The sequence below is a fragment of the Streptomyces sp. 15-116A genome (assembly GCF_025290915.1).
GTDB lineage: Bacteria > Actinomycetota > Actinomycetes > Streptomycetales > Streptomycetaceae > Streptomyces.
This window is the reverse complement of sequence record NZ_JAOCQE010000348.1, coordinates 1-5,535: the sequence shown is the minus strand read 5'-3', so window position 1 is coordinate 5,535 and position 5,535 is coordinate 1. Positions and strand designations below refer to the sequence as shown.

5 protein-coding genes and 2 pseudogenes are annotated in these 5,535 nt (G+C 73.7%); 4 read left to right on the top strand and 3 right to left on the bottom strand.

The features are described 5' to 3' along the window. Both N4P33_RS31830 and N4P33_RS31825 read left to right on the top strand, forming a co-directional pair. Positions 1-544: pseudogene (locus tag N4P33_RS31830) on the top strand (futalosine hydrolase); the annotation flags it as partial. Then, positions 541-1,380: a 1,4-dihydroxy-6-naphthoate synthase gene (locus N4P33_RS31825; protein ID WP_260830418.1), complete on the top strand. Its 840-nt coding sequence runs from the start codon at positions 541-543 to the stop codon at positions 1,378-1,380. The pseudogene N4P33_RS31830 and the gene N4P33_RS31825, both read left to right, overlap by 4 nt. Positions 1,381-1,391: 11 nt before the next feature. On the opposite strand, the gene N4P33_RS35605 is transcribed toward N4P33_RS31825, so the two are convergent. Continuing rightward, entirely contained in the window at positions 1,392-1,775 is a 384-nt protein-coding gene (locus tag N4P33_RS35605; protein ID WP_313904622.1) for a cold-shock protein, read from the bottom strand. 173 nt (positions 1,776-1,948) lie between these two features. Between N4P33_RS35605 and N4P33_RS31815 the strand changes: the two genes are divergently transcribed. After that, positions 1,949-2,197 (top strand): hypothetical protein, encoded by a 249-nt coding sequence (locus N4P33_RS31815; RefSeq protein WP_260830417.1) that lies wholly within the window; start codon positions 1,949-1,951, stop codon positions 2,195-2,197. Here the strand turns inward: N4P33_RS31815 and N4P33_RS31810 are convergent. Further along, positions 2,176-2,832, bottom strand: coding sequence for an HAD family hydrolase (locus tag N4P33_RS31810; RefSeq protein WP_260830416.1), 657 nt, complete (start codon positions 2,830-2,832; stop codon positions 2,176-2,178). The genes N4P33_RS31815 and N4P33_RS31810 overlap by 22 nt on opposite strands. 171 nt (positions 2,833-3,003) lie before the next feature. Then, entirely contained in the window at positions 3,004-4,050 is a 1,047-nt protein-coding gene (locus N4P33_RS31805; protein WP_260830415.1) for a hypothetical protein, read from the bottom strand. Positions 4,051-4,169: 119 nt separating this feature from the next. Between N4P33_RS31805 and N4P33_RS31800 the strand changes: the two are divergent. Then, positions 4,170-5,535, top strand: a pseudogene (locus N4P33_RS31800) (DNA-binding protein); the annotation flags it as partial.

Sequence of the window (5,535 nt, the reverse complement as noted above, 5' to 3'; positions counted from 1 at the left end):
CCGCCGCCTCCACGGCCGGCGCGCTGACCGCCGCCGCGCTGGACGGCCGCCCCTACGCCCTGGTGATCTCCGCCGGGATCGCGGCGGCTTCCCCCCGCACGCGCCGCTCGGCTCGCTCGTCGTCGCCGACGAGATCACCGCGGCCGACCTGGGCGCCGACACGGCGGACGGCTTCCTGCCGGTCACCGATCTCGGCTTCGGCACGGTCACCCACCGCCCGCCCGCCGCCCTGGTACGGGACACCGCCGCCGCGACCGGCGCGCTCACCGGCACCGTCCTCACCGTCTCCACGGTGACCGGCACCGCCGCCCGTGCCGCCGAGCTGCGCTCCCGTCACTCCCGCGCCCTCGCCGAGGCCATGGAGGGCTTCGGGGTCGCGGAGGCCGCCGCCGCGCACGGCGTGCCCGTGCTGGAGCTGCGGGCGGTCTCGAACCCCGTCGGCCCGCGCGACCGCGCCGCCTGGCGCATCGGCGACGCCCTGACCGCCCTCACCGAGGGCTTCGGGAAGCTCGCGCCCGTTCTGGACAGTTGGACCACGACATGAGCCTGCAGATCGCGTACTCGCCCTGCCCCAACGACACGTTCGTCTTCGACGCCCTCGCCCACGGCCGCGTCCCGGGCGCACCGTCCCTCGACGTCACCTTCGCCGACATCGACCTCACCAACGGCATGGCCGAGCGCGGCGAGTTCGACGTGCTGAAGGTGTCGTACGCCGTGCTGCCGTACGTCCTCGACGAGTACGCCCTGCTGCCCTGCGGCGGCGCGCTGGGCCGGGGCTGCGGGCCGCTGGTGCTGACCCGGGAGCCCGGCGTGGACCTCGCCGGGCGCACGGTCGCCGTGCCGAGCGAGAAGTCGACGGCGTATCTGCTGTTCCGGCTGTGGGCGGCGGACGTCGTGCCCGGCGGGGTGGGGCGGATCGTGGTGATGCCCTTCCACGAGATCATGCCCGCCGTGCGGGACGGCAAGGTCGACGCGGGCCTCGTCATCCACGAGGCGCGCTTCACGTACCAGAACTACGGTCTGCACAAGCTCGCCGACATGGGCGAGCACTGGGAGCACACCACCGGGCTGCCGATCCCGCTGGGCGCGATCATCGCGCGCCGGTCCCTGGGCGTGGACACGCTGACGCGGCTCGCCGACTCCATCCGCACGTCGGTCCGGATGGCCTGGGACGACCCGGCCGCCTCCCGCCCGTACGTCATGGAGCACGCCCAGGAGATGGACCCGGCCGTCGCCGACCAGCACATCGGGCTGTACGTCAACGAGTTCACCGCCGGCCTCGGCGAGGACGGCTACGCGGCGGTGCGGGGGCTGCTCACACGCGCGGCGGCCGAGGGACTGGTACCGCCCCTCGGCCCGGACGCGCTGCGCTTTCCGTAAGCGGTTGTGAGCTATACGTCGAGTTGGTCGGCGACCGCCCGCAGCAGGCCGGCGATCTTCTTGCCGGCCTGCTTCTCGGGGTAGCGGCCCCGCTCCAGCATCGGCGTGATGTTCTCCAGGAGCGTCGTGAGGTCCTGGACGATGGAGGCCAGCTCGTCGGGCTTCTTGCGCTGGGCCGCCGCGACCGACGGCGTCGGGTCCAGGATCGTCAGGGACAGGGCCTGGTCGCCGCGCTGCCCGGCGACCACGCCGAACTCCACGCGCTGGCCCGGCTTGAGCGTCTCGACTCCGGCGGGGAGGACCGAGGAATGGACGAAGACGTCGCCGCCGTCGTCACGGGAGAGAAAGCCGAAGCCCTTCTCGCTGTTGAACCACTTGACCTTGCCGGTAGGCACGTCTGTCCTCGTCCTCGTACTCGTCGGAAAACTGCTGCTGGCTACTGCTGAAACGGCTCTTGATAGCACTCGGGCGGGCCTGGTGACCCGCCGGTACCAAGGCTAATGGTCCTCAGGCCCGTGACAAGACGTCACCCGGTTGTTCCCTACGCGCTGGGAACTACCCTGGTCGGGTGCGTGACAAAACCCAAGCGAATTCCGCCGCGCCCGGTGACGGTCTGGTCCGTGCCGGTGCCCTCGTCTTCTTCATCGGTGCCGTGGCCACACTGGTCACGGTGGCCCCGCTGTTCCTCGGAACGACGCCCTTTCCGACGTACATGTTCGGATTGAGCATGCTCATGGCGGTCGGTTTTCTGATGGCGGGAGCGGGTGTCCTGCGTTCGGTGGCGGCGGGGCGCCGTCAGGCGCGGGCGGGGCGGTAGTCCGCGCAGTAGTCCGAGAACCACCCGGGGAATTCCGTGAGCCCCGCGAGGACGACGTCCGCGCCGGCCGCGCGGAGTTCCCCGGCGTCGCAGGGTCCGGTGGCGACGGCCACGGACACCGCACCGGCGGCGCGGGCTCCGCGCACGTCCCCCACATGATCACCGACGTACACGCTCGCCCCGTGCTCCCGCAGGGCGACGGCCTTCTGCTCGGCCCACAGATCCCCGATCACGGCGTCGGGCTCGATCCCGAGATGCTCGAGATGCAGCTTGGCGTTGGGCTCGTACTTGGCGGTGACGACGATGGCCCGCCCGCCGGCTTCCCGCACAGCCGCTATGGCCTCCCGTGCCCCCTCCAGCGCGGGCGTGGCCTCGATCGCGTACGCCGGATACATCCCCCGGTACACGTCCGCCATCTCCGCGACCCGCTCGGCCGGAAACCAGTACGCCATCTCCTCCACGAGCGGCGGCCCCAGCCGGGTGACGGCGAGATCGGCGTCGATGTAGGTCCCGGTCCGCTCCGCCAACGCGACGTAACAGGCACGAATCCCGGGCCGCGAATCGATCAGGGTCATGTCGAGGTCGAACCCGACGGTGGGCACGGAGGGGGACACGTTCGCGTGGGTGGCTGCCATGGGGCCATTGTCCAGGCCCCGGAAAACCACCGGTCCTGAGGGCAGCTGTGCGGGGGCCGGTGCTCGCGTCGTCCATCCCGCGGGCAGCCACACACGTGATCCCGCGGGCGGTCGTGCCTCCCCCAGTGCCTTGAGGGCCTGGGAGGTGCCCCCGGGTCGGCCCACCCCCGCTCACCTCTGCCGCTGGGACCGCCACACCAGGAACGCCGCCGATGCCACCGCCGCGCCCCGGACCACCCACGGCCACGTCTCCGCGATCGCCGCGTTCATCGCGCCCTCGGCGATCGGCTCACCCCAGCGGCCGTTCGTCCGGCCCCAGAGCCACACCACGCCCGCCGTCAGCGCGAGGCCCGGCAGGATGACGACCGCCCACTTCGTCTCCGCCTGCGTCAGCCGCCGCGAGGCGTATGCGATCAGCCAGCCCAGGATCAACGCGAACCAGTTCCCCAGCACCGCCCCCGCGACCAGCAACCCCGCGGCGAGCAGCAACAGGGGGTTGTTCCAGCTCCCCGTACGGGACGGAAGGCGGAGGGGAATCCGACGGCGGCGCGGCGATGCGACCTCGGCCTCGACCTCGGTCTCCGCCTCCGCCTCCGCTTGAGCCTCCTCATGCTTCTCCACCGGCTCCCTCGGCTGCGGCGGCCTCAGCAGTTCCGGGATCTCGATCCCCCCGACGAACCCCGGCACCTCGTCCCCCACCCCGAACGGACTGCTGTCCACCCGCCACCAGTCGGGCTGCCTCGAGGTGTCCCCCATCTCGTCCATACCGGCCCGATGGGGCGCGGACGGCCCGTCAACACGTTCCTGCGCCGGAGCAGAGGCCGAGGCCGCTCCCCGCTCCTCCTCCTCCGCACCGGGCCGGGTCCGCGGAACCACCCTCCGCAGCACACCCTTCCCGCTCTTCCCGCGCTCCCCGTCCCGCTGCACAGGCACCGCGGCCCGAGGCACCGCCGCACGCGGCACCGAACCCCCCGGCTCCGCCCCCGCCGCCCCCTCCGTCGCCGCCGTCACCACCTCGTCCGGCGTCCCCAGCCGGGAGATGATCCGCCGCACCGCGGCCGGTGAGTCGACGACCGCCTTCGCGCGCCGCCGGTCGATCTCGTCCCGCAGCCGGTTCACCAGCCGCATGCGGTCCGCCGACGGCAACTGCCGCTGCTGCGCCACGTCGCCGACCCGGCTCAGATACTCGTAGACGACCTGGTCACTCTCGATACCCACGAAGTCCCCTCCGGGGCTGAAGTGTTGGGACACCCGGTCGCACGACCGTACCGCGAGGGGCACCGGCCGGCCCAACTCCCGGCACCCCACCGGCGTAGCCACCCGCTACCGTGAGTCGGATGAGCACCGAGGAGAAGCCCGCGCCGGCCCCGTCGGCCTCGGCCCCCCGTTCCCTCGCGGAGGCGCTTCGGGGACGGGACGACGCCTCCCTGGCCGCATTGCTGCGCAGCCGGCCGGATCTCATCACGCCCGTACCCACGGATCTCACCCAGCTCGCCACCCGCGCCGGCACCCGCGCCTCGGTCGTCCGCGCACTGGAACGCCTGGACCGGTTCGCGCTCCAGACGGCGGAGGCGCTCGCCGTGGCCTCGGACCCGGCGACGTACGGCGAACTGCTCGGACTGCTGGCGGGCGACGAGGGCGACCCGGCGGTCACCGCCGCGCTGCCGCACGCGCTCGGCACGCTGCGCGAACAGGCGCTGGTGTGGGGCGGCGACGACCGGCTGCGGCTGGTGCGCACGGCCCGCGAGCTGCTGTCGCCGTCCCCGCAGCACCCCTCCCCGACCGGTCTGGGTCCGACCGTGCAGGAGGCCACGGCAGGGATGTCGCCGGGCCGGATCCAGGAGATCGTGGCGACGGCGGGGCTGCCGTCCACGCACGACTCGGTGTCGGCCGTGGCCGCGCTGACGGAGCTGTTCACCGACCGCAAGCGGATGGGCGCACTGCTCGCCCACGCACCGGCCGAGTCGCTGGAGGTGCTGGAACGGCTGGTGTGGGGGCCGCCGTACGGGCAGGTCACCGCCGACCCGGCGCCCCGGCTGCGCTGGCTGCTGGACCGGGGTCTGCTGCTGCCGACCGCGCCCGGCACGGTCGTCCTGCCGCGCGAGGTCGCCCTGCATCTGCGCGGCGGGCGGGCGCACCGCACGCCGGAGCCGGTGCCGCCGCCGGTGGAGGCCGCGGCCGTTCACCGTCCACAGGTTGTGGACGCGACGGCGGCCGGGCAGGCGTACACCGCGCTGGCGACGATCGAGGAGCTGCTGAAGGACTGGGACGAGGGCGGCCCGGCGGTGCTGCGGGCCGGGGGCCTGAGCGTGCGGGACCTGAAGCGGACCGCGGTCGCCCTGGACGTGCCCGAGCCGGTCGCCGCGTTCTGGGTGGAGCTGGCGTACGCGGCCGGGCTGATCGCCTCCGACGGCGAGGCGGACGAGCGGTACGCGGCGACCCCGGCGTACGACGAGTGGCGCGAGCAGCCCCCCGCCGAGCGCTGGGCCCGCCTGGCCACGGCCTGGCTGACGGCGACCCGTACGTCCGGGCTGGTCGGCGGGCGGGACGCGAAGGACCGTACGTTGTCGGCGCTGGGCCCGGGTCTCGACCGCTCGGCGGCCCCGGAGGTACGCCACCGGGTGCTGGCCCTCCTCGCCGACCTCCCGCCGGGCGCCGCACCGGCCCCGGAGTCGGTCCTGGCACGGCTGCGGCGGGAACGGC

Coding starts and splice junctions, on each gene's coding strand:
- N4P33_RS31810 (WP_260830416.1), bottom strand. CDS start 2,832: ATGGCAGCCACCCACGCGAACGTGTCCCCCTCCGTGCCCACCGTCGGG.
- N4P33_RS31825 (WP_260830418.1), top strand. CDS start 541: ATGAGCCTGCAGATCGCGTACTCGCCCTGCCCCAACGACACGTTCGTC.